Source organism: Erwinia sp. 9145 (assembly GCF_000745075.1).
Lineage (GTDB): Bacteria > Pseudomonadota > Gammaproteobacteria > Enterobacterales > Enterobacteriaceae > Erwinia > Erwinia oleae.
The window spans coordinates 39018-63331 of sequence record NZ_JQNE01000001.1 but is presented as its reverse complement, the minus strand read 5'-3'; the positions used below and the strand labels follow the sequence as shown (position 1 = coordinate 63331).

Here is a 24314-nt window from a genome sequence, read left to right as displayed (position 1 = left end):
CCGACGGGCGATACGGGAAGGGACGCCCTGCTGTGATTCGTCAACCCTGAGCCAAATCAGGATCAAACGGATCTACATTGAGCGCTGCGATCGGACTAACGTTATTAAAAAGGGCCGGCGAGAGACCGCCGGCCCTGACGTTCGCCTTTTACAGGCAGCCAGACGCCGTCGCTTAACCGCGCCAGTTTTTATAACGGTTGATTAAGCCGTTGGTCGAACTGTCGTGGCTGTTGACCTGCTCGCTGCCGGACAGCTCAGGCAGAATACGATTCGCTAACTGTTTACCCAGTTCAACGCCCCACTGATCGAAGGTGAAGATGTTGAGGATCGCGCCCTGCGTGAAGATTTTGTGCTCATACAGCGCAATCAGCGCGCCAAGGCTGTAAGGAGTAATATCACGCAGCAGGATGGAGTTAGTTGGGCGGTTGCCTTCGAACACCTTAAACGGCACCACGTGCCCGACAGATTTCACCTCTTTTCCGGCATCGGCAAACTCTTTTTCCACCACATCGCGCGACTTACCAAACGCCAGCGCTTCGGTTTGCGCGAAAAAGTTCGACAGCAGCTTGTCATGATGATCGCCCAGGTTGTTATGAGTGATCGCAGGTGCGATAAAGTCGCACGGCACCAGCTTGGTGCCCTGATGAATCAGCTGATAGAACGCGTGCTGACCGTTGGTGCCCGGTTCGCCCCAGATTATCGGGCCGGTTTGATAAGTCACCGGGTTGCCGTCACGATCGACGTTTTTACCGTTAGACTCCATATTGCCCTGCTGGAAGTAAGCGGCAAAGCGGTGCATATACTGATCGTAAGGCAGAATCGCTTCCGTTTCTGCGCCGAAGAAGTTGTTGTACCAGATACCAATCAGCGCCAGGATCACCGGCAAATTCTGTTCGGCTGGCGCGGTGGAAAAGTGCTGATCCATCGCGTGCGCGCCGCTCAGCAGCTGCTCGAAGTTATCAAAGCCGATTGACAGAATGATCGACAGGCCAATTGCCGACCACAGCGAGTAGCGTCCGCCCACCCAGTCCCAGAACTCGAACATATTGGCGGTATCGATGCCGAAATCGCCCACGGCTTTGGCATTGGTGGACAGCGCGGCGAAGTGTTTAGCAACGTGCTTTTCATCACCCGCCGTTTTCAGGAACCAGTCACGCGCGCTGTGGGCGTTGGTCATGGTTTCCTGAGTGGTAAAGGTTTTTGACGCAACCAGAAACAGCGTGGTTTCCGGGCTGAGATCCTTCACCGCTTCCGCAATATGCGTGCCGTCAACGTTGGAAACAAAGTGCATATTGAGGTGGTTTTTATACGGACGCAGCGCTTCGGTGACCATAAAGGGGCCGAGATCCGAGCCGCCAATACCAATGTTCACCACGTCAGTAATCGGCTTGCCGGTGTAGCCTTTCCATTCGCCGCTGATAATGCGCTCAGAAAACGCTTTCATCTTTTCCAGTACGGCATTCACTTCCGGCATCACGTCTTTGCCGTCGACCTTCACCGGCGTATTGCTGCGATTGCGCAGTGCGATGTGGAGTACGGCGCGATCTTCGGTGCGGTTAATTTTCTCACCGGAAAACATCGATTTAATCGCGCCTGCGAGGTCGGTTTCTTTCGCCAGGGCCTGAAGCTTGTTAAGCGTTTCAGCCGTCACGCGGTTTTTCGAAAAGTCCACCAGCATCAGATCGTCGAAGGTAGCGGAGAAGTTCGCAAAACGGTTGTCGTCTTTGGCGAACAACTCCGCGATGGTGACATCTTTCATCTGGTCGAAATGCTGCTGCAAAGCTTGCCAGGCAGCGGTTTGCGTCGGATTAATATTTTTCATAGCAACATACTCTTTCTATTTGGAAACCGTCATTCAGACCGGACGCCATATTACTCGCTGCAAGCGTTTCGCTTTCCTTTTCCTGCAACAGGCCGCAACTATCAGCCAGGGCGCCGGTACTCGCAATGTTTAAAGGGATAGCGGGATTGCCGCTCAGCGTTTCAGTATGACTATTCTTCACGCTTATAGGAAAAAATTTATGCGGCGAGGCCGCGCGCGCAGCCTGCTTATTGACGTAGCCAGCATGCGTTCGCCAGACGAGCAGCGCAGACCGCGCGCAGAAACTATTATTTTCCGGCGCCGTTTTTTCGGCATTGTCCTGGGTCACGATTAGCCTGCTTCCTGCTGTTAACCGGCAAAATAGCGCGTATCGCCCGGCAGTGATTGACAGCGCAGCCGGAAAACGCTATTTGTGGTCGGCTATTTGCGCATTTGATGCGCAAGCCAGAAGAGGCGCGTCGCCCAGGCAGTGTGTTGGAGGAACCGAATCCGCAGAAAACACATCAGGGGGAGCGACGCCGAGATGCAAACCACGCGGAGTGGCGCGCATCGGCTACAGAGGCTGAATCCTCTGGGTTGTCACCCGGCACGTTCGGCAGTCGGACGTCCGTACTCTGATTATCATGCCGTTACGCGGTGGATAAACGGGTATACAAGGTGGGGCGCTTCTGGGTGACTCGTAGTTATCCCTTTCTACGTCTGCCCCGTTTCTGCTCTTTCCTTGTGCCAAGGCTGATGGAATCTAACCTGACACGAGGTATGTTAAGACATGTCGCAACACCCTTTAATCGTGGCAAAATTTGGCGGCACCAGCGTTGCCGATTTTAGCGCCATGAACCGCAGCGCCGACGTGGTGCTGGCCGATCCCCACGTTCGTCTGGTGGTGCTTTCCGCCTCTGCGGGCGTCACAAACCTGCTGGTTTCGCTGGCGGAAGGCCAGGAGCAGACGCAGCGCGTCTTCCTGTTGGACGAAGTACGCCGCATTCAGTACGCCATCGTTGATCGGCTCGCGCAGCCCGACGTCATTCGCGATGAAATCGACCGCATGCTGGAAAATATCACCATGCTGTCCGAGGCTGCCGCGCTGGCCACTTCCGCCGCGCTGACCGATGAACTGGTCAGCCACGGCGAACTGATGTCCACCCTGCTTTTTGTTGAGATCCTGCGCCAGCGTGATGTTGTCGCCGAATGGTTCGACGTACGTAAAGTGATGCGCACCAACGATCGCTTCGGGCGGGCGGAGCCGGACGCTGCCGCGCTCGCTGAACTGACCAGACAGCAACTGGCGCCGCGCCTGCAAAATGCGCTGATCGTCACCCAGGGGTTTATTGCCAGCGAAGCGAAAGGTCGCACCACTACGCTTGGACGCGGCGGCAGCGACTATACTGCCGCGCTGCTCGGCGAAGCGCTGAACGCCAGCCGTATTGATATCTGGACTGACGTTCCCGGCATTTACACCACCGATCCGCGCGTGGTGCCTTCTGCGCAGCGCATTGATGAAATCACCTTTGAAGAAGCTGCCGAGATGGCGACATTTGGCGCCAAAGTGCTGCATCCGGCTACGCTGCTGCCTGCGGTGCGCAGCGATATTCCGGTTTTTGTCGGCTCCAGCCGCACGCCATCGGCAGGCGGCACGCGCGTCTGTAACGAAACGGAAAATCCACCGCTGTTTCGCGCGCTGGCGCTCAGACGTAAGCAAACCCTGCTGACGCTGCACAGCCTCAATATGCTGCATGCGCGGGGCTTTCTGGCCGAGGTATTCAATATTCTGGCGCGCCACAATATTTCGGTCGACCTTATCACCACCTCCGAGGTGAGCGTTGCGCTGACGCTGGATACCACCGGATCGACTTCGACAGGCGACAGCCTGCTGACCCAGGCGCTGCTGACCGAGCTGTCGTCACTGTGCCGCGTAGAGGTTGAAGAGAACCTGGCGCTGGTGGCGCTGATTGGTAATAACCTGTCGCAGGCATGCGGCGTGGGCAAGGAAGTGTTCGGCGTGCTTGAGCCGTTTAACCTGCGCCTGATCTGCTACGGCGCCAGCAGCCACAATCTCTGTTTCCTGGTCCCTGGCCAGGATGCGGAACCGGTGGTACAGGCGCTGCATCGCAATCTGTTCGAACAGGGCAACGCCGGTAATTAGAATTTTTATGATTGTGTTCAGGAAGCGCATGACGATAATCACCCTCCTTTAATCATAAGGATTGTGAGGACATCATGCGCAGATTAGCGGCTGAATTTGTAGGAACGTTTGTTTTGGTGCTGGGCGGTTGCGGCAGCGCCGTGCTGGCGGCAGCGTACCCGGAACTGGGTATTGGTTTTGCGGGCGTCGCGCTGGCGTTTGGTCTGTCGGTGCTGACCATGGCCTACGCGGTCGGGCATATTTCAGGCGGCCATTTTAACCCGGCGGTCACTATTGGCCTGTGGGCCGGCGGACGTTTCCCCGCAAGCCTGACCTTTGGCTACATTTTCATCCAGGTGATGGGCGGCATCGCGGCGGGCGGCGTGCTTTATATCATCGCCAGCGGCCAGGGATCGTTTGATGCGGCAGCCAGCGGCTTTGCCTCCAACGGCTTTGGCGAGCATTCGCCCGGCGGGTTCTCACTGCTGTCGGGCATGGTTATTGAGGCAGTGCTGAGCGGCATCTTCCTGATTATCATTCACGGCGCGACGGAAAAACGCGCACCGGCAGGTTTCGCGCCGATCGCGATTGGTCTGGCGCTGACGCTTATCCATCTGATTTCCATTCCGGTCACCAACACCTCCGTCAATCCTGCGCGCAGTACCGCCGTGGCGATATTCCAGGGAAGTTGGGCCATCGAACAGCTATGGATGTTCTGGCTGATGCCGGTTGTGGGCGCTGTCGCGGGCAGCCTGATTTATCGTTTCCTGCTGGCGCAAAAAGACTAAATCCCTCTTTATCTGGCGGAGCCGCCGCGCTTCGCCAGCTTTCCGGTTATTTTCCCACTATTCGATGTTATGATCCTTTTCGCTTTTCTCCCGTTCCGGGAAAAGCGACGTTTATGGCAAATCCTGCACAAAAAAACACAACATCTTATAAGGAAGTCTGGCTATGCTCGCCACCGTTACCCGACTGTTCCCGCTGTGGGCGGTTCTGCTCTCTGTTGCTGCTTACTTTTCACCTGGTCTCTTCCTCGGCATTGGCCCGTGGGTTTCATATCTGCTGATGCTGATCATGTTCGGCATGGGCGTTACGCTGAATATTAACGATTTTAAACGCGTGCTGATCCGTCCCGCGCCGGTTATCGCCGGCACGTTCCTGCACTACCTGGTGATGCCGCTGGCCGCCTGGGCGCTGGCGAAGCTGTTCCATATGCCGCCCGATCTCGCTGCGGGAATGATCCTGGTGGGCAGCGTGGCCAGTGGCACCGCGTCTAACGTAATGATCTATCTGGCGAAAGGCGATGTGGCGCTGTCGGTCACCATCTCTTCCGTGTCCGCGCTGGTGGGCGTATTTGCCACGCCGCTGCTGACCCGTCTCTACGTTGATACCCATGTTGAAGTAGACGTGGTGGGTATGCTGCTCAGCATTGTGAAAATCGTGGTGGTGCCGATTGGCATCGGCCTGATTGTTCATCACACCCTGCACGGTCTGGTAAAACGCGTGGAGCCGTATCTTCCGGCGTTCTCCATGGTCTGCATTCTGCTGATCATCAGCGCGGTGGTAGCGGGCAGCCAGGGCTTTATCGGATCGGTGGGGCTGGTGGTGATTGCTGCGGTGATACTGCACAACGCAATTGGCCTGTTGGGCGGCTACTGGGGCGGCAAGCTGTTTGGCTTCGATGAGTCAACCTGCCGCACGCTGGCGCTGGAGGTGGGCATGCAAAACTCCGGGCTGGCCGCCACCCTCGGCAAACTCTACTTCTCACCGCTGGCCGCGCTGCCCGGCGCGCTATTCTCCGTCTGGCACAACCTTTCCGGCTCACTGCTGGCAGGCTACTGGTCCGGTAAGCCGGTGAAGAAAAAGTAGCTGATGCGCTTCCCCGCAATGAATTCGCGGGGAAGCACGGCGTTCTATTCTGCTTCGCGCTCGTCTTCCGGCTGCTCAAGCACACTGTAGGCGACCGCGCAGAACAGCGAATTCAGCCGCTTCATGTCGCCGAGCAGGCCAAGGTGCAACGAGCTGGTTTCGATGCTCTGCACATTTTGCTGATGCAGGCGATCGACATGTTTATGCGAGTAGCGACGATTGGTGATGCGGAAACGGTGCTTGCTGCGGCGCAGCCGCTTCGCGCTGGCCATGTCCTGCGACAAAAACACCGAAAGCGCCAGCCGCAGGTTGCCGGTGAGCTGCTCCATCAGCGTATCCAGCTCGGCAAGCCCGTCAACAGAGAAAGGCCGCCGCGCATTAAGCGATTTGTCGGCGACATCGCCGCTCATGCGCTCAAGAATATCGCCCGCCATCTCCAGGTTCAGCGCCATCTCAATGATTTCCGCCCAGCGACGCGAATCCTCTTCGGGCAGATCCTCCTTCGGCATCTGCGCCAGATAGAGCTTGATGGCGGTATACAGCACATCCACGTCATCATCCAGCTTGCGGACTTCACGCTCTTGCCGCACTTCGCCGTGCATTACCTTACTGAACGCGCCCAGCATCTGCTCCAGCACGTCGCCCATACGCAGCGTTTCGCGCGACGCGTTGACTAATGCCAGCGCGGGCGTGTCCAGCGCGCTGCTGTCCAGATGCCGTGGCTTCATACGCAGCTCGGTCTGTGGCTCTTCGCCAATCAGACGGCGACACAGGCGCGCCATCGGGTCGGCAAACGGCACCAGGATCAGACAGCGGATCAGGTTGTAGAAAACGTGGAAGAAAATAACCAGCTCTTCTTCATTTACCGGAAGTTTATGCAGCCAGTCGGCCAGCGGATCGATAAACGGCAGTACCGCCACCGAACCGATAAATTTAAACAGCAGGCTGCCGAGCGCCACGCGTTTTCCGGCGGCGTTGGAGGTGCTGTTATTCAGCATCGCCAGCAGGCCGCTGCCGAGGTTGGCACCAATCACCAGACAAAGTGCGACCTTGAAGGAGATGACGCCGGTGGCGGTCAGCGTGGCGGTCAGCAGCACTGCCGCCAGGCTGGAGTAGCTGACAATCGCAAAGACGGCGCCGATCAGCGCATCCATCGTCACATCGCCGGTCAGCGAGGAGAACAGGACTTTCACGCCCGCCGCCTGAGTGATCGGCGTGGCGGCGGCGACAATCAGCTGCAATGCCAGCAGAATCAGCCCCAGACCGATGCTGGCGCGGCCAATCTGTCCGGCACGGGTCTGTTTACGCCCTAAAAAGAACACCACGCCAAAAAAGATCAGCAGCGGTGAGAGCCAGGAGAGATCGAAGGTAAGTAACCGCGCCATCAGCGCGGTGCCGACGTCAGCGCCAAGGATGATCACCAGCGCCGGCGTCAGGCCCACCAGCTCCTGCGCAACAAATGAAGTAACCAGCAGCGTGGTGGCGTTACTGCTTTGTACCAGCGCAGTAACGCCAATACCGGCAACGAACGCCATCGGCTTTTTCGCTACGCTGCGGCTCAGCACGCGCCGCAGATCGGCGCCGTAAACCCGCATGATCCCGGTACGCACGATATGCGTTCCCCAGACCAGTAGCGCCACGGCGGAAAGTAAATTAAGCAGGGTTAACAATGATATCGACCTCATAACACAAAAACAAAAAAGCTTCGGGTTAACGCCCGACGCATTAAGTTTAGTCGTCCTGTGAAAAAAATGTGTTGAATCAGCGCGATATATTACGAAGCATCGTCAACGTTTATCAGCAACAGGGATCGCAGGACGCGTCAACAGCACGCGTCCTGTCGTTAACTAATCCGCATCGTAACCGAGGTTGGGCGCCAGCCAGCGCTCCACGTCACTGACCGTCATGCCTTTGCGCGCGGCGTAATCTTCTATCTGATCGCGCTGAAGCTGCGCAACAGCGAAATACTTACTGTCCGGATGACTGAAATACCAGCCAGAAACGGAGGCGCCTGGCCACATCGCGAAGGATTCGGTCAGCTTCATGCCGGTATGCTTTTCCACGTCCAGCAGCGCCCAGATGGTCGCTTTTTCTGTATGCTCCGGGCAGGCCGGATAACCGGGCGCCGGGCGAATTCCCTGATAGTTTTCACGGATCAGCGCCTCGTTGCTGAGATTTTCCGTCGCCGCATAACCCCAGATGACCTTGCGCACCCGCTCATGGAGATATTCTGCAAACGCTTCAGCAAGACGATCGGCCAGCGCTTTTACCATGATTTTATTGTAATCATCATGCTGCGCGTCAAAGGCGTCGGCCAGCGCATCCTCCTCAAGACCACCGGTGACGGCGAAGGCGCCCAGATAATCAGCTTTGCGGCTGGACTTCGGTGCGATGAAATCGGCCAGGCAATAGTTAGCAAACCCCGTTTTTTCAGTTTGCTGACGTAAGTGATGACTCACTTCTAAAACATGCTGACGGGACGCGTCGGTGTAGATTTCAATATCATCCTCCACGCGATTTGCCGGAAAGATACCCACGACGCCGCGTGGTGTGAGTGACTGCTTTGCGCTCAACTCGTCTAACATTGCGTTGGCATCGGCAAACAGGCGCTTCGCTTCTTCGCCAACAATTTCATCTTCCAGAATGCGTGGATACTTCCCTGCCAGCGACCATGTCATAAAGAACGGCGTCCAGTCGATATAGTGACGCAGGGTTTCGATGTTAGCGCTCACTTCGCTCACGCCCGTTCGGTGAGGCGCAGGCGGCGTGTAGGTTTCCCAGTCAAACGCCAGGTCATTGTCCCGCGCGGCCTGAAGCGTGACCGGCGGCGTTCGCGGCTTTTTACGCGCATGCTGAATACGGACGGTTTCGTACTCTTTGCGGGTGCGTGCGACAAAGTCGTCATATTGCGTGGCTGAGAGCAGCGCCGAAACCACGCCAACGGTGCGTGAGGCGTTCTGCACGTAAACCGTCGGGCCGCTGTAGTTCTGCTCGATTTTCACCGCCGTGTGCGCTTTGGAGGTGGTGGCGCCGCCGATCAGCAGAGGCAGCGTAAAGCCCTGGCGCTCCATCTCTTTCGCCACGCTGACCATTTCATCAAGCGATGGCGTGATCAGGCCGGAAAGCCCGATGATATCGGCGTTGTGCTCCCGCGCGGTTTTAAGAATTTTATCGCCCGGCACCATTACGCCTAAGTCGATGATTTCGTAGTTATTACACTGCAACACCACGCCGACGATGTTTTTGCCAATGTCGTGCACGTCGCCCTTGACGGTCGCCAGCACAATCCTGCCGTTGGTGCTGCCTTTCTCCTTGCTGGCCTGAATGTAAGGTTCCAGGTACGCCACCGCCTGCTTCATCACGCGGGCGGATTTAACCACCTGCGGCAGAAACATTTTTCCTTCGCCAAACAGGTCGCCGACCACGTTCATACCTGCCATCAGCGGCCCTTCAATCACTTCGATGGGTCGGCTTGCGTTCTGTCGCGCGGCTTCCGTGTCCTCTTCGATGAATTCGGTGATGCCTTTCACCAGCGAATATTCCAGCCGTTTTTCCACCTGCCAGCTGCGCCATTCCGCCTGCGGCTTCGCGCTGTCGTCGCCTTTGTTGCCGCGATATTTTTCCGCCAGCGCCAGCAGACGATCGGTGCCATCGGGCCTGCGGTTAAGGATCACATCCTCAACCGCCTGTTTCAGATCCGCATCCAGATCGTCGTAAATAGCCAGTTGTCCGGCGTTGACGATCCCCATATCCATGCCGTTGCGAATGGCGTAGTAAAGGAACACCGCGTGGATCGCTTCGCGTACCGCGTCGTTGCCGCGAAACGAAAAAGAGACGTTTGACACACCGCCGGAGATCATCGCATAAGGCAGTTCGCGCTTGATGTCTTCGCAGGCACCGATAAAATCCATCGCATAGTTGTTGTGTTCGTCGATACCGGTGGCGACAGCAAAAATGTTGGGATCAAAAATAATATCTTCAGGCGGGAAACCCACTTCTTCAGTCAGAATCTGATAAGCACGACGACAGATTTCGATTTTACGCTCGCGCGTGTCGGCCTGCCCCACTTCGTCAAAGGCCATCACCACCATCGCCGCGCCATAGCGTCGCACCAACCGCGCGTGATCAATAAAGGTGTCCACGCCCTCTTTCATCGAAATGGAGTTAACGATCCCTTTGCCCTGAATGCACTGTAAACCCTTCTCGATGACTTCCCACTTTGAGGAGTCGATCATGATCGGCACGCGTGCGATATCCGGCTCGCCCGCAATCAAATTCAGGAATCGCACCATCGCCGCTTCAGCGTCGAGCATTCCTTCGTCCATATTGATATCAATAATCTGTGCGCCGCTTTCCACCTGTTGCAGTGCAACCTCAAGCGCTTCGTTATATTTCTCCTCTTTAATCAGGCGCTTAAATTTTGCCGAACCGGTGACGTTAGTCCGCTCGCCAACGTTGACGAACAGCGACTCCGCACTTATCGTCAGCGGCTCCAGGCCGGACAGGCGGCAGGCGATCGGGATGTCAGGCAGCGGACGCGGCGCAACGCCTTCCACTGCTTTCGCCATGGCCGCAATATGCTCTGGCGTGGTGCCGCAGCAGCCGCCTACAATATTGAGAAACCCCGCCTGCGCCCACTCGCCAATCTGCTCCGCCATCACCCGCGCGTCCAGATCGTACTCACCAAAGGCATTTGGCAGCCCGGCGTTTGGATGCGCGGTGACGTAACCTTCAGCAATGCGCGACAGTTCCGCCACGTACTGGCGAAGCTCGTCCGGGCCAAGCGCGCAGTTCAGACCAAAGGAGAGCGGCCGGGCGTGGCGCAGCGAGTTGTAGAAGGCTTCGGTAGTCTGCCCGGAAAGCGTGCGGCCGGAAGCATCGGTAATGGTGCCGGAGATCATCAGCGGCAGCTCAATGCCGAGCGCGTCGAATTCGCTCTGCACGGCAAAGATCGCCGCTTTGGCGTTGAGCGTGTCGAAAACGGTTTCGATCATGATGATATCCGCACCGCCTTCAACCAGCGCGCGGGTGGATTCGCGGTAGGCCTCAACCAGCTGATTAAAAGTAACGTTGCGGAAAGCGGGATCGTTCACGTCTGCCGAGATTGAGCAGGTGCGATTGGTGGGGCCAAGCACGCCGGCCACGTAGCGCGGCCTGTCCGGCGTGCGCGCGGTCCATTCATCGGCGCAGGCGCGGGCCAGCTTCGCCGCCGACAGGTTGATCTCCGCCGAAAGCGATTCCATATGGTAATCGGCCATCGCGATAGCCGTGGCGTTGAAGGTGTTGGTTTCAAGAATGTCTGCCCCGGCGGCCAGATAGGCGTTGTGGATCTCGCTAATCACATCCGGCCGGGTCAACACCAGCAAATCGTTGTTCCCTTTTAAATCACTTTGCCAGTCGGCAAAGCGTTCACCGCGAAAATCCTTTTCTTCCAGGCGATAGCTCTGGATCATGGTGCCCATACCGCCATCCAGCACCATAATACGCTGCCCGAGCTGCTGTCGAATTGCTGATAATTTCACACTTGCCTCTTTCACGTCATCCTGTGGCCAAAACGCCCGACATCCATACTGGCACAACTTTTGCCCTGCTCAAAGCGATGACAGACGCGCCGTTTTTACCGTGCCGATTCGCGGTAAAACGTTGAGGAAGATCACAGATGGGCGCAATGTCCGCCGGTTTTAATTGCGGACGAACGAAATTAGCATAACAATGTTACCGGTAACAAAAAACTCTCTCAGCCGTCAGCGCAGGCGATCGCCCGGGCAGTGCGGCATCAGCTACAGGAAGCCTCCGCATGAGCACTCTTAACGCCACCTTAGATGCCGTTACCCGGCGCATTATTGACCGCTCCACCGCCACGCGCCACGATTACCTCGCGCGTATTGAGGCCGCCCGGGCGCGAACGGTACATCGCGCCCGGCTCGCCTGCGGAAATCTGGCTCACGGCTTTGCCGCCTGCCAGCCCGATGACAAAGCGACGCTGAAAAATATGGTGCGCAGTGATATCGCCATTATTACCGCCTACAACGATATGCTCTCGGCACATCAACCTTATGAAAATTATCCCGAAAAGCTGAAGCGCGCGCTTAAGCAGGTGGGCGCGGTGGGTCAGGTGGCCGGCGGCGTGCCTGCAATGTGTGATGGCGTGACGCAGGGGCAGGACGGAATGGATCTGTCGCTGATGAGCCGCGATATTATCGCCATGTCCGCGGCCGTGGGCCTTTCTCACAATATGTTCGACGGGGCGCTCTATTTGGGGATCTGCGATAAAATTGTTCCCGGCCTGATGATGTCGGCGCTGTCGTTTGGCCATCTGCCTGCGCTGTTTGTGCCGGCGGGCCCCATGAGCAGCGGCCTGCCGAATAAAGAGAAGGTGCGCGTCCGTCAGCTCTACACGGAAGGCAAAGTTGATCGTCAGGCGCTGCTGGAGGCTGAATCCGCCTCTTATCACAGCATCGGCACCTGCACGTTTTATGGTACTGCCAACAGCAACCAGATGGTGATGGAGGTGATGGGTTTGCATCTGCCGGGCGCCTCGTTCGTTCATCCTGACTCTCCTCTGCGCGAGGCACTTACCGATGCGGCGGCACGGCAGATCACCCGCCTGACCGAAACCGCCGGGAACGCGATGCCGCTCGGCCGGTTAGTGGATGAGAAAGTGGTGGTCAACGGCATTGTGGCGCTGCTGGCGACCGGCGGTTCAACTAACCTGACCATGCATCTGGTGGCGATGGCGCGCGCGGCGGGCATCATCATCAACTGGGACGACTTCTCCGATCTTTCCGAAGCGGTGCCGTTGCTGTGTCGCATCTATCCAAACGGCCCGGCGGATATCAATCAGTTTCAGGCGGCGGGCGGCGTGCCGCTGGTGGTGCGAGAGCTGCTCAGTCATGGCCTGCTGCATGAAGACGTGAACACCGTAGCCGGTTTCGGCCTGCATCGTTACACCCGGGAACCCTGGCTGAATAACGGCGAGCTGGCGTGGCGCGAAGGTGCCGACGCATCGCTGGACGATGGCGTTATTGCCTGCGTCGCCCGACCGTTTGCACCTCATGGCGGCACAAAAGTGATGTCCGGCAATCTGGGCCGCGCGGTAATGAAAACCTCTGCTGTCCCTGTTGATAATCAGATTATCGAAGCGCCCGCCGTGGTGTTCGACAGCCAGCACGATGTGCAGCCTGCCTTTGACGCGGGAGAGCTGGATAAGGATTGCGTGATCGTAGTGCGTTTTCAGGGTCCGCAGGCCAACGGCATGCCGGAGCTGCACAAGCTGATGCCGCCGCTGGGCGTGTTGATGGATCGTGGTTTCAATGTGGCTCTGGTGACCGATGGCCGCCTTTCCGGCGCCTCTGGCAAGGTTCCTTCGGCCATTCATGTGACGCCAGAAGCCTGCGCCGGCGGCATGCTGGCGAAAATTCGTAATGGCGATCCGATACGGGTTGATGGACGCAGCGGCGAACTGAGCGTGCTGATCGATCCGCTGACGCTGGCGGCGCGTGAGGCGTATCGGCCGGATTTACGCGCAGAACATATCGGCTGTGGCCGCGAGCTGTTTGCCGCGCTTCGCAGCCAGCTGTCCGGTGCCGAACAGGGCGCCTGCTCTATTCCCTTTTGAGGAGACGCTTTTATTCAAGCGTTGGATTCATATGGCGCAGGTCAAACGGCGTGATCTGATAAACGTAATAGTTCAGCCAGTTTGAAAAGAGCAGATTGCCGTGGCTGCGCCAGCTTGCGCGCGGCGGCAGCTCCGGGTTGTCCTGTGGAAAATAGTTACAGGGCACCTCAGGATTCAGACCGGCTTCATAGTCACGATGGTATTCACCGGACAGCGTCAGCGCGTCATATTCAGGATGGCCGGTGACAAACGCCAGCCGCTTGTCTTTGCTGGCAAACAGGTAAGCACCGGTGTCTTCGGATTCCGCAAAAATTTCCAGATCCGTATAATCACGTAACAGATGAGAGGGAAAATCGGCGTAGCGTGAATGCGGCGCAAGAAACGTATCATCAAAGCCCCGCGTCAGCAGCGCATGAGGATGCAGGATTTTATGTTCATAAACGCCTGAGAGCTTGGTTTCCCGCGTTTGCTTGGGAATACCATAAAGAATGTTCAGCGCCGCCTGTACCGCCCAACAGACAAAAAGCGTTGACGTAACATGTTCCTTTGCCCAGTGCAGAACGCGCTGGATCTGCGGCCAGTAGGCCACGTCGTTAAAATCCACTAACCCCAGCGGCGCGCCGGTGACAATCAGTCCATCGAAGTTATCATGCTGTATGTCATCAAAATTACAGTAGAAGTTGTTCAGGTGCTCCATCGGCGTATTGCGCGACTCACGGCTGTCGATACGCAGAAGCTGGATATCTATCTGTAAGGGCGAGTTGGAAAGCAGCCGTAAAAACTGATTTTCGGTTTCAATTTTTTTTGGCATCAGATTCAGTACCAGCACTTTTAGCGGACGAATTTCCTGCGTGCGGGCACGCGTCGAGGTCATCACAAAGACATTTTCGTTACGCAAAAAATTTACTGCGGGTAATTCATCGGGCACCCTGATTGGCATTATCTGCTTCCTCAACTAACCATTTATACGTTTAGACATCCAGACAGCCAAAGATAACGTGATGTCCGCGCGTTGTCGAGAACTCATCCGGCTGTTGAAAATATTTCATCTCAGACAGCATCAAACAGATCGACGAAAGGAAGCGTGACGGCGGCGTCCACGCCGGTGTGACGATAGAGCAGCCAGGTGCGGCTTTTCACCGCCGCGCCATTGAAAACAATCGGCGTGCGCGCCAGCGAAGCAGGCAGCGGCTGATAGCTGGACACGATGGCGTAGCCTAATCCTTTTTCCACCATCGCCAGGCAGACCTCCAGTTTATCCACGCGCATTGCCACGCGTGGCGCCGTGGCGTAGTTGGCATTCCACCAGCGCTCAATCAGTTCGGTAATATGGCCGCCGTGGTTGAGATTGATTTGCGGCAACTGCGGCAGACGCGCCAGCTCAACAGGCTGGCGGCTGATCACGTAGTAATCATCCTCATCAATCAGTTTTTTACCCTCTTTCCAGCCGTAGTCGTCTTTCACGATCGCCAGATGCACCTCATGGCGTTGCAGGCTGGAAAACATCTCTTCACTCAGCCCGCTGATCAGATTAACGTCAATGCCAGGGTGGCGACGGTTCAGGTCGGTCAGCCGATCCGGCAGGCGGTAAGCCGCATAGTTGCTGGTCGCACCAATCCGCAACTCGCCCTGCTGGGGCGATGTCAGGCTCTGCAAGGTGGTCTTCAGCTGTCGGTGCTGCTCAAGTACGATCTCTGCATGCTGCGCCAGATAGCGTCCCTGCGCTGTAAACGTCAGCCCACGTCCGCCCTGTTCAAACAGCCGAATGCTCAGCTTGCGCTCAATTTGCTTTAGCCGATAGCTGAGCGCTGGTTGCGAGGTGAAAAGCTGCTCAGCCGCACGGGTAATATTTCTGTATTGCCACACGGCCCGAATGATTAACCAGTCTTTTTCGTTCATCGTGCTCCGCCTCTGCTGCCCCTTCCATAAAATATTTTTTGGCAATGCAAAGCAAGCGATAAAAAAGCTCAATTGGGAATCAGCGCTCAAAAAGCCTATATCTGTATAACACGCTGCTTTTATGGCAGTTAATTGCACCAAACCGGAGCCCCTTTATGGATGAACGCACCATCAGCGAGCAGAAGAATAAAATTATTTATGCCACTGAGGCTATCGCCGGTCAGATGCGCGCGCTGGCGCTAACGATCCATCAGTGTCCTGAACTCAGCTTTGAAGAGCATCGCTCTGCTGCCGCCCTCGCTGCGCCGCTGCGCGAGGCGGGCTTTACGGTTGAAACCGGCATCGCCGGGCTTGAAACCGCCTTTCGCGCCCGCTGGCAAAATGGGGTCGGCGGCCCCACTATCGCGTTGCTGGCGGAATATGACGCGCTACCTGAACTCGGCCATGCCTGCGGCCATAACCTGATCGGCACGGCTTCCGTCGCCGCCGCGCTGGCGCTCAGGGCGGCAGATCTGCCTTTTAATGGCTGTATTGAGGTTATCGGCACCCCTGCCGAAGAAGAAGGCGGCGGTAAAATCATTATGGTCGAACAGGGCATCTTTGACGGCGTGGATGCCGCGATGATGTTCCATCCGCGCGAGAAAAATATGGTGATACGCGGCGCGCTGGCCTGCCACGACTCCACCTTCAGGTTTTATGGTAAAGCGGCGCATGCGGCTTCGGCGCCGCAGCAGGGCATCAGCGCGCTGGACGCGGTTATTCATACCTTCAACGGCATCAATGCGCTGCGTCAGCTTTTTACCGACGATGTTCGCGTGCACGGCATCATCACTCACGGCGGTAGCGCGGCGAATATTATTCCTGCTTTCGCCGAGGCAAAGTTTATTCTGCGCGCCGCCACCGTAGGCGGCCTGGAAGGCGTGCGGCAAAAAGTGTATGCCGCCGCGCGAGGTGCTGCTGAAATGACCGGAGCACGTCTTGAGATCGACCAGGGGCTGATTTACGCCGAACGTAATAACAATCTGGCGCTTGCCGCCAGCTTTACGCGGAATCTGGCTCTGCTTGGCGTAGAGCATGAAGCGCCACCGGTCAGCGGTGGCGTTGGCTCGTCCGATATCGGCAACGTCAGCCAGCTTACCGCCGTTATCCATCCCTATTTACGCATCGGCGACGTAACGCCGCATACGCCTGAATTTGCCGCAGCGGCAGGCTCCGACACGGCGCTGGATACCATGCTCATTGCCGCTAATGCGCTGGCACTGACGGCGTGGGAGTTATGCACCGATGCGGCGACGCTTGCAGCGGTAAAACATGAATTCACTCAATGGCAGTCAGACCGGAGATAATCGATGAACAGATTCCCCCTTACCCTGCTGGTTACGCTGGCGCTCGGTTGCACCTCTGCGCTGGCCGCAGGCGAGACGCTACGCGTCGGTGCCGATCTCTCTTATCCGCCGTTCCAGTCCCGTGATGTTAACGGCACACCGACCGGTTTTGAAATTGATATTACTAACGCCGTCTGCAAAGCGATTGATGTTAAATGCGAGTATGTGGTCAGCAGTTTTGATGCGGAAATCCCCTCGCTGCTGGCAAAAAAAGTCGATTTCATTTCACCACTTGGTGCCACGGAAAAGCGCAGAAAATCGATTGGCTTCAGCGACTTTATTTACCATATTCCGACTCACCTCGTCGCGCGCAAAAGCACGCCGCTTCAGCCCACGCCTGAGTCCCTGAAGGGTAAGAATGTTGCTGTCCAACAGGGAACGATTCAGGAGATGTATGCAAAAAAATTCTGGGCACCAAAGGGCGTCGAAGTAAGACCCTATCCCGATCAGGACGCTATCTATCAGGATTTAGTGGCGGGACGGCTTGATGCCGCACTCAGCCCCTCTGTGGCCGTGACGTTTGGCTTCCTGCAAAAGCCGGAGGGCAAAGACTTTGCGCTGACCGGCCCTGAAGTTCGCGACGACGTGTTATTCAGTATCGGTTCCGCCTGGGGCGTCCGCAAGGAAGACAAAAAGACGCAGGAAATGCTGAATAAAGGCCTGGCGAAAATCATGGCCGACGGCACCTGGGAAAAGATCAAGCAACATTACTTTGGCAATATAAAGATGAAAGTTGAGCCTGCGGAGACGCATAATGCCGCTGAATGAGCCGGATGCGCATGTTTTGCGTCCGCTGATGAATGCGCTGCTTGACGATTTTGAACCATTGCATCGCTTCTCAGGCTGTCAGGATGCCGAGCAAGCCGCTGACCAACTGTTACAGCGGCTCTCCGCGCTGGGTATGACGCCGGTGCGGGAGCGGTGTACGCTTTTTCTCAGCGATCCGCTGGCTGCATCGCTTGAACTGATGGACTTTCCTCACTGGACAGGCAAGGTGAAAACACGCTCGTTTTCCGCTCATTGTCCGGATGGCGTGTCGGGCGCGCTTTTTTACGATAAGCGTTCGCTTGAGCAGATCGCCGACAGGGATCGCGCCCGTTGGGAGGCATCGGTGAAGGGGAAAATCGTTATTGCCGATCAGGGTTTCGAAGACTATGTGCAGCGGCTGAATCGTGCCGGTGCGCTGGGCTTGATACACATCTGGGGCTCGGCTGAGGAGGCACTGCACGAAGAAACGGTCGGACCGGTATGGGGAACACCGGTGCCTGACGACGAGCAACTCTATCCGACCATCCCGGTCATTTCTGTGAATCAGGCTCAGGGACAAGAACTGCTGGAAATGTTAACGCAGCAGGCGGGCGACGCGACGGCACGTATGACCACGGAACTTCATGAGCATGTCGCGCAGTGTAGTCTGCCGGTGGTCGAGATCCCAGGCGAGCGCGATGAGTTTGTGTTGCTCTCTTCACACTACGATTCCTGGCATGAAGGGCTGACGGATAATGCAACCGGCAATGCGCTCTGTCTGGCCGTTGCGGCGCATTTTTTCAGCCAGCGCGCGTCGCTCAAACGCGGATTACGTATCGCATGGTGGCCTGGTCACTCCAATGCGCGCTACGGCGGCTCCACATGGTATGCCGACCGTTATCGTCAGCTTTTGCAGCAAAAGTGCGTGGCGCACATTAACGTCGACTCGCCAGGCTGCCGCGACGCAACCCGGGTCGTCATCAACGCCAGCGGCGCGGAGGCACACGGCTTTCTTCACCAGGCGGTATATGATGTGACGCGTTTTCCGGCAAAACGCATTACGCCGCCGGGTAAAGGCGGCGATCAATCCTTTTGGGGCTGCGGCATCCCGCTGCATATCGCTTTTCGCGAAGAGCCTGAAGTAAAAAGCAGTCACTCTCCCGGCAGCGGTGGGGGATGGTGGTGGCATACTGAAGCCGATACGCGTGACAAAGTGGACAACGATCTGCTCTGGCGCGATACGCAGATCCATATTGCCTGGCTGAGCCATATGCTGGGTAAGGATGCGCTGCCGTATGCCCCCGACAGCTATCTGACGCAGCTTCTCTCTGAACTGGATGGGTTACAGAATGAATTGGATCCTCAGTTTGCGCTAAGCACAATCAAAGAAGCGCTGCTCGCGCTGCGGTGCCAGTTGCAGGAAATAACCTGGGAAAACAGTGAAGTGGGCCGGCAAGTGATTGGTCAGGCGATAGCGCTCTGGCACCGCGTTCGCTATATCTCTACTGATGATTTTCATTACGATCGTAGTTATCGCGGCGGCGCATGGCCCGGCTTGCAGGTTTTACGTGGTCAGTTGCAGCAGAACTCTTCCGCGCGCGCTTTTCTGATGATGACGACGCAGTTTACCCGCCAACGTGACCGGACGCTTTCGCTGTTATCGCAAAGTAGTGCGCTGCTTGAGACGCTGAAAAGTTGAACCGGTGTAATATGTCCTGGCGATGCATAAACGAAAAAAGCCCCATGCTTTCGCATGAGGCTTTTCCGTCTGTATGATGCCTGGCAGTTCCCTACTCTCGCATGGGGAGACCCCACACTACCATCGGCGCTACGGCGTTTCACTTCTGAGTTCGGCATGGGGTCAGGTGGGACCACCGCGCTAAAGCCGCCAGGCAAATTCTGTTATCCGGAACATCCGCTGAAAATTCGTCTTCGTCTCTCAATACCACCAGAACGCTTCTGGCGTTGTAAGGTTAAGCCTCTCGGGTCATTAGTACCGGTCAGCTCAACGCATCGCTGCGCTTACACATCCGGCCTATCAACGTCGTCGTCTTCAACGTCCCTTCAGGAGTCGCAAGGACTCAGGGAGAACTCATCTCGAGGCTGGTTTCGCGCTTAGATGCTTTCAGCGCTTATCCGTTCCGCACTTAGCTACCGGGCAGTGCCATTGGCATGACAACCCGTACACCAGTGGTGCGTTCACTCCGGTCCTCTCGTACTGGGAGCAAACCCTCTCAATTCTCCAGCGCCCACGGCAGATAGGGACCGAACTGTCTCACGACGTTCTAAACCCAGCTCGCGTACCACTTTAAACGGCGAACAGCCGTACCCTTGGGACCTGCTACAGCCCCAGGATGTGATGAGCCGACATCGAGGTGCCAAACACCGCCGTCGATATGAACTCTTGGGCGGTATCAGCCTGTTATCCCCGGAGTACCTTTTATCCGTTGAGCGATGGCCCTTCCATTCAGAACCACCGGATCACTAAGACCTGCTTTCGCACCTGCTCGAGCCGTCACTCTCGCAGTCAAACTGGCTTATGCCTTTGCACTAACCTCACGATGTCCGACCGTGATTAGCCAATCTTCGTGCTCCTCCGTTACGCTTTGGGAGGAGACCGCCCCAGTCAAACTACCCACCAGACACTGTCCCCGCGCCGGATCACGGCGCAAGGTTAGAACACCAAACATTAAAGGGTGGTATTTCAAGGATGGCTCCGCGCAGACTGGCGTCCACGCTTCAAAGCCTCCCACCTATCCTGCACATCAAGGCTCAGTGTTCAGTGTCAAGCTGTAGTAAAGGTTCACGGGGTCTTTCCGTCTTGCCGCGGGTACACTGCATCTTCACAGCGAGTTCAATTTCACTGAGTCCCGGGTGGAGACAGCCTGGCCATCATTACGCCATTCGTGCAGGTCGGAACTTACCCGACAAGGAATTTCGCTACCTTAGGACCGTTATAGTTACGGCCGCCGTTTACCGGGGCTTCGATCAAAAGCTTCTCCTTACGGATAACCTCATCAATTAACCTTCCGGCACCGGGCAGGCGTCACACCGTATACGTCCACTTTCGTGTTTGCACAGTGCTGTGTTTTTAATAAACAGTTGCAGCCAGCTGGTATCTTCGACTGGCTTCAGCTCCGTCAGCAAGTGACTTCACCTACGCACCAGCGTGCCTTCTCCCGAAGTTACGGCACCATTTTGCCTAGTTCCTTCACCCGGGTTCTCTCAAGCGCCTTGGTATTCTCTACCTGACCACCTGTGTCGGTTTGGGGTACGATTCTGTGTTACCTGATGCTTAGAGGCTTTTCCTGGAAGCAGGGCATTTGTTGCTTCAGCACCGTGGTGCCTCGTCATCACGCCTCAGTGTAAAGTGAACCGGATTTGCCTGGAACACACACCTACACGCTTAAACCGGGACTACCGTCGCCCGGCCAACATAGCCTTCTCCGTCCCCCCTTCGCAGTAACACCGAGTACAGGAATATTAACCTGTTTCCCATCGACTACGCCTTTCGGCCTCGCCTTAGGGGTCGACTCACCCTGCCCCGATTAACGTTGGACAGGAACCCTTGGTCTTCCGGCGAGCGGGCTTTTCACCCGCTTTATCGTTACTTATGTCAGCATTCGCACTTCTGATACCTCCAGCAGACCTCACAGTCCACCTTCGACGGCTTACAGAACGCTCCCCTACCCAACAACGCATTCACGTCGCTGCCGCAGCTTCGGTGCATGGTTTAGCCCCGTTACATCTTCCGCGCAGGCCGACTCGACCAGTGAGCTATTACGCTTTCTTTAAATGATGGCTGCTTCTAAGCCAACATCCTGGCTGTCTGGGCCTTCCCACATCGTTTCCCACTTAACCATGACTTTGGGACCTTAGCTGGCGGTCTGGGTTGTTTCCCTCTTCACGACGGACGTTAGCACCCGCCGTGTGTCTCCCGTGATAACATTCTCCGGTATTCGCAGTTTGCATCGGGTTGGTAAGCCGGGATGGCCCCCTAGCCGAAACAGTGCTCTACCCCCGGAGATGAGTTCACGAGGCGCTACCTAAATAGCTTTCGGGGAGAACCAGCTATCTCCCGGTTTGATTGGCCTTTCACCCCCAGCCACAGGTCATCCGCTGATTTTTCAACATCAGTCGGTTCGGTCCTCCAGTTAGTGTTACCCAACCTTCAACCTGCCCATGGCTAGATCACCGGGTTTCGGGTCTGTACCCTGCAACTTAACGCCCGGTTAAGACTCGGTTTCCCTTCGGCTCCCCTATACGGTTAACCTTGCTACAGAATACAAGTCGCTGACCCATTATACAAAAGGTACGCAGTCACCCCATAAATGAGGCTCCCACTGCTTGTACGTACACGGTTTCAGGTTCTGTTTCACTCCCCTCGCCGGGGTTCTTTTCGCCTTTCCCTCACGGTACTGGTTCACTATCGGTCAGTCAGGAGTATTTAGCCTTGGAGGATGGTCCCCCCATATTCAGACAGGATACCACGTGTCCCGCCCTACTCTTCGAACTCACAACGGCTGCATCTTCGTGTACGGGACTTTCACCCTGTATCGTGCGACTTTCCAGACGCTTCCACTGACGCAACCGCTGATGATGGTTCCGGGCTCCTCCCCGTTCGCTCGCCGCTACTGGGGGAATCTCGGTTGATTTCTTTTCCTCGGGGTACTTAGATGTTTCAGTTCCCCCGGTTCGCCTCGCAACACTATGTATTCATGTTGCGATGATGCAACGGATTGCACCGGGTTTCCCCATTCGGGTATCGTCGGGTATAACGGTTCATATCACCTTACCGACGCTTATCGCAGATTAGCACGCCCTTCATCGCCTCTGACTGCCAGGGCATCCACCGTGTACGCTTCGTCACTTAACCTCACAACCCACAAGCGTCCCGGAGGACACATGCTGTTGCAGGCATTTGAGAGACCCGACCATAGTGTTTGCGCCACTCTATACGCAGAGTGACCCACTATGTCGTTTTCAAATTTTCAGCTTGTTCCGGATTGTTAAAGAGCAAATATCACAAAGCCGACTTGATTAAGTCAGTTTTGGGATACTGAGTGATAACGTCTTTCACGCGTTATCGGAGATGGCGTCCCCAAGGGGATTCGAACCCCTGTTACAGCCGTGAAAGGGCAGTGTCCTGGGCCTCTAGACGATGGGGACTCTGATACTGTTGCTCATTACTTCTATCAGACAATCTGTTGTGGACACTGCGCAAAAAAGTATCTTCTGGTAAGGAGGTGATCCAACCGCAGGTTCCCCTACGGTTACCTTGTTACGACTTCACCCCAGTCATGAATCACAAAGTGGTAAGCGCCCTCCCGAAGGTTAAGCTACCTACTTCTTTTGCAACCCACTCCCATGGTGTGACGGGCGGTGTGTACAAGGCCCGGGAACGTATTCACCGTGGCATTCTGATCCACGATTACTAGCGATTCCGACTTCACGGAGTCGGGTTGCAGACTCCGATCCGGACTACGACGCACTTTATGAGGTCCGCTTGCTCTCGCGAGGTCGCTTCTCTTTGTATGCGCCATTGTAGCACGTGTGTAGCCCTGGTCGTAAGGGCCATGATGACTTGACGTCATCCCCACCTTCCTCCGGTTTATCACCGGCAGTCTCCTTTGAGTTCCCGACCGAATCGCTGGCAACAAAGGATAAGGGTTGCGCTCGTTGCGGGACTTAACCCAACATTTCACAACACGAGCTGACGACAGCCATGCAGCACCTGTCTCACGGCTCCCGAAGGCACTCAGGCATCTCTGCCCGATTCCGTGGATGTCAAGACCAGGTAAGGTTCTTCGCGTTGCATCGAATTAAACCACATGCTCCACCGCTTGTGCGGGCCCCCGTCAATTCATTTGAGTTTTAACCTTGCGGCCGTACTCCCCAGGCGGTCGATTTAACGCGTTAGCTACGGAAGCCACGAGTCAAGCTCACAGCCTCCAAATCGACATCGTTTACGGCGTGGACTACCAGGGTATCTAATCCTGTTTGCTCCCCACGCTTTCGCACCTGAGCGTCAGTCTTCGTCCAGGGGGCCGCCTTCGCCACCGGTATTCCTCCAGATCTCTACGCATTTCACCGCTACACCTGGAATTCCACCCCCCTCTACGAGACTCAAGCCTGCCAGTTTCAAATGCAGTTCCCGGGTTGAGCCCGGGGATTTCACATCTGACTTAACAGACCGCCTGCGTGCGCTTTACGCCCAGTAATTCCGATTAACGCTTGCACCCTCCGTATTACCGCGGCTGCTGGCACGGAGTTAGCCGGTGCTTCTTCTGCGGGTAACGTCAATGTGAAAAGTTATTCGCTCTTCACCCTTCCTCCCCGCTGAAAGTACTTTACAACCCGAAGGCCTTCTTCATACACGCGGCATGGCTGCATCAGGCTTGCGCCCATTGTGCAATATTCCCCACTGCTGCCTCCCGTAGGAGTCTGGACCGTGTCTCAGTTCCAGTGTGGCTGGTCATCCTCTCAGACCAGCTAGGGATCGTCGCCCTGGTGAGCCGTTACCTCACCAGCTGGCTAATCCCATCTGGGTTCATCCGGTAGTGTGAGGCCCGAAGGTCCCCCACTTTGCTCTTGCGAGATTATGCGGTATTAGCCACCGTTTCCAGTGGTTATCCCCCTCTACCGGGCAGATCCCCAGACATTACTCACCCGTCCGCCACTCGTCACCCGAGGAGCAAGCTCCTCTGTGCTACCGTTCGACTTGCATGTGTTAGGCCTGCCGCCAGCGTTCAATCTGAGCCATGATCAAACTCTTCAATTAAAGTCTGATTTGCCATCACGTGGATGGCGGTGCTCTGTGAATTAAAACGTCGTAATGAATTACGTGTTCAC

13 protein-coding genes, 1 tRNA gene, 3 rRNA genes and 1 riboswitch are annotated in these 24314 nt (G+C 56.3%); of the genes, 7 read left to right on the top strand and 10 right to left on the bottom strand.

What is annotated here, in order from left to right; genetic code table 11:
• Window positions 1-172: 172 nt before the first annotated feature.
• Both pgi and FA91_RS00270 read right to left on the bottom strand, forming a co-directional pair.
• Complete coding sequence (gene pgi, locus FA91_RS00275; protein ID WP_034911417.1) at window positions 173-1822, bottom strand: glucose-6-phosphate isomerase; 1650 nt, start codon at window positions 1820-1822, stop codon at window positions 173-175.
• On the bottom strand, window positions 1809-2150 hold the full coding sequence (locus FA91_RS00270; protein WP_034911416.1) for a hypothetical protein: 342 nt from the start codon (window positions 2148-2150) through the stop codon (window positions 1809-1811). The genes pgi and FA91_RS00270 overlap by 14 nt, the downstream gene beginning before the upstream one ends.
• A 112-nt stretch (window positions 2151-2262) precedes the next feature.
• A riboswitch (Lysine riboswitch) is annotated at window positions 2263-2498 on the top strand.
• Window positions 2499-2591: 93 nt separating this feature from the next.
• Between FA91_RS00270 and lysC the strand changes: the two genes are divergently transcribed.
• The 3 genes from lysC (at window position 2592) to FA91_RS00255 (ending at window position 5813) form a co-directional block, all read left to right on the top strand.
• Window positions 2592-3965, top strand: coding sequence for a lysine-sensitive aspartokinase 3 (gene lysC / locus FA91_RS00265; RefSeq protein ID WP_034911414.1), 1374 nt, complete (start codon window positions 2592-2594; stop codon window positions 3963-3965).
• A gap of 71 nt (window positions 3966-4036) precedes the next feature.
• The gene (gene aqpZ, locus FA91_RS00260; RefSeq protein ID WP_034911412.1) at window positions 4037-4732 is read left to right on the top strand and encodes an aquaporin Z; all 696 of its coding nucleotides are present in this window, start codon (window positions 4037-4039) and stop codon (window positions 4730-4732) included.
• Between the two features lie 163 nt (window positions 4733-4895).
• Window positions 4896-5813: a bile acid:sodium symporter family protein gene (locus FA91_RS00255; protein ID WP_034911409.1), complete on the top strand. Its 918-nt coding sequence runs from the start codon at window positions 4896-4898 to the stop codon at window positions 5811-5813.
• Window positions 5814-5857: 44 nt separating this feature from the next.
• Here the strand turns inward: FA91_RS00255 and FA91_RS00250 are convergent, their stop codons facing one another.
• Window positions 5858-7483, bottom strand: coding sequence for a Na/Pi cotransporter family protein (locus FA91_RS00250; protein ID WP_034911407.1), 1626 nt, complete (start codon window positions 7481-7483; stop codon window positions 5858-5860).
• A gap of 177 nt (window positions 7484-7660) precedes the next feature.
• On the bottom strand, window positions 7661-11350 hold the full coding sequence (gene metH, locus FA91_RS00245) for a methionine synthase (protein ID WP_034911404.1): 3690 nt from the start codon (window positions 11348-11350) through the stop codon (window positions 7661-7663).
• A 260-nt stretch (window positions 11351-11610) separates the two neighbouring features.
• Between metH and edd the strand changes: the two genes are divergently transcribed.
• Window positions 11611-13431, top strand: a complete 1821-nt coding sequence (gene edd, locus FA91_RS00240; RefSeq protein WP_034911402.1) for a phosphogluconate dehydratase — start codon at window positions 11611-11613, stop codon at window positions 13429-13431.
• Window positions 13432-13441: 10 nt separating this feature from the next.
• Here edd and metA read toward each other — a convergent pair whose 3' ends face one another.
• Entirely contained in the window at window positions 13442-14371 is a 930-nt protein-coding gene (gene metA, locus FA91_RS00235) for a homoserine O-succinyltransferase (RefSeq protein ID WP_034911400.1), read from the bottom strand.
• A gap of 110 nt (window positions 14372-14481) precedes the next feature.
• Window positions 14482-15330, bottom strand: coding sequence for a LysR family transcriptional regulator (locus FA91_RS00230; protein WP_034911398.1), 849 nt, complete (start codon window positions 15328-15330; stop codon window positions 14482-14484).
• Between the two features lie 155 nt (window positions 15331-15485).
• Between FA91_RS00230 and FA91_RS00225 the strand changes: the two genes are divergently transcribed.
• The 3 genes from FA91_RS00225 to FA91_RS00215 are packed head-to-tail and all read left to right on the top strand — an operon-like array spanning window position 15486 to window position 19161.
• Window positions 15486-16676 (top strand): M20 family metallopeptidase, encoded by a 1191-nt coding sequence (locus FA91_RS00225; RefSeq protein ID WP_034911396.1) that lies wholly within the window; start codon window positions 15486-15488, stop codon window positions 16674-16676.
• Window positions 16677-16679: 3 nt separating this feature from the next.
• Window positions 16680-17483, top strand: a complete 804-nt coding sequence (locus tag FA91_RS00220; protein WP_051936902.1) for a transporter substrate-binding domain-containing protein — start codon at window positions 16680-16682, stop codon at window positions 17481-17483.
• Complete coding sequence (locus FA91_RS00215; RefSeq protein WP_034911393.1) at window positions 17470-19161, top strand: M28 family peptidase; 1692 nt, start codon at window positions 17470-17472, stop codon at window positions 19159-19161. Before FA91_RS00220 ends, FA91_RS00215 begins: the two co-directional genes overlap by 14 nt.
• Window positions 19162-19239: 78 nt before the next feature.
• On the opposite strand, the gene rrf is transcribed toward FA91_RS00215, so the two are convergent.
• The 4 genes from rrf to FA91_RS00195 all read right to left on the bottom strand — a co-directional run bounded on the left by rrf (window position 19240) and on the right by FA91_RS00195 (window position 24243).
• A 5S ribosomal RNA gene (rrf, locus tag FA91_RS00210) occupies window positions 19240-19355 on the bottom strand.
• A gap of 76 nt (window positions 19356-19431) precedes the next feature.
• Window positions 19432-22338 (bottom strand): 23S ribosomal RNA (locus tag FA91_RS00205).
• Between the two features lie 217 nt (window positions 22339-22555).
• Window positions 22556-22631: transfer RNA gene (locus FA91_RS00200), tRNA-Glu, on the bottom strand.
• Between the two features lie 70 nt (window positions 22632-22701).
• Window positions 22702-24243, bottom strand: a 16S ribosomal RNA gene (locus FA91_RS00195).
• Together the 16S, 23S and 5S rRNA genes with 1 tRNA gene alongside form the textbook arrangement of a ribosomal RNA operon.
• Window positions 24244-24314 lie beyond the last annotated feature (71 nt).